Source organism: Paenibacillus sp. BAC0078 (assembly GCF_054483875.1).
The window spans coordinates 1-1,032 of sequence record NZ_JBTLRW010000062.1 but is presented as its reverse complement, the minus strand read 5'-3'; the positions used below and the strand labels follow the sequence as shown (position 1 = coordinate 1,032).

Sequence of the window (1,032 nt, the reverse complement as noted above, 5' to 3'; positions counted from 1 at the left end):
CTGGTGAGCGGATGTACCGGACGGGAGACCTGGCCAGATGGCTGCCGGACGGGAACCTGGAGTACATGGGCCGGATCGACGAGCAAGTGAAAATCCGGGGGTACCGGATTGAGACAGGCGAAATCGAGCACCGTCTATTGCAGCACGCGGACGTGAAGGAAGCGGTGGTCATCGCCCGGAAAGACGAGCGGGACGAAGCGTACCTGTGCGCGTACGTGGTGAGCAGCGGAGCATTCGACGCCTCCGAGTTGCGCGGGTATTTGAAGCGCGGCCTGCCGGAGTACATGGTGCCATCATACGTAGTGGAAGTGGAGCGGATTCCGCTGACGGCCAACGGGAAGGTGGACCGGAAGGCGCTGCCGGAGCCGCAAGGGCTGGTGCAGGCCGGAAGCGAATACGTCGCGCCGCGAAGCGAGACGGAAGCGAAGCTGGCGGAGATTTGGCAGAACGTACTCCGAGTCGGACAAGTCGGCATCCGGGACAACTTCTTCGAGCTGGGCGGCGATTCGATCAAAGCGATCCAGATCGTGTCGAGGTTAAGCTCGGAAGGCCTGAAGCTGGCGGTTCGGGATATGTTCACGCATTCGACGATCGAGGAAGTCAGCGGCTACGTTCAAGCCACGACCCAGGCAGCAGCCGAAGCAGGGGCCGTGGAAGGCGAGGTGGCGCTAAGCCCGATCCAGCGTTGGTTTTTCGAACAGGATTTCTCGCAAAATCATCACTGGAATCAGGCGATGATGCTGTACCGCGCGGACGGATTCCGGGAAACGCTCGTGGAGGAAGTCGCAGCCAAGCTGGCGGAACATCACGATGCGCTGCGGATGGTGTACCGGCAAGAAGCAGGGAAGATCGTGCAGATGAACCGGGGGACGGAAGAGCCAGCGTTCCGCCTGCATGTATGCGACGTCTCGGTGGAAGCGGACGTCAGTGCAGCGGTCGAGCAGAAGGCGACGCTTGTCCAGCAGGCGATGAATCTGGAAACCGGTCCGCTGATGCAGCTTGGATTGTTCCGAACGGGCAGCGGCGACCATC

Annotated in this window: 1 protein-coding gene; it reads left to right on the top strand. The window is 61.4% G+C overall.

Features of this window, described 5'->3' with window-relative positions:
* On the top strand, positions 1-1,032 hold a 1,032-nt coding region (locus ACX1DY_RS31400; RefSeq protein ID WP_458968042.1), incomplete at both ends, for a condensation domain-containing protein.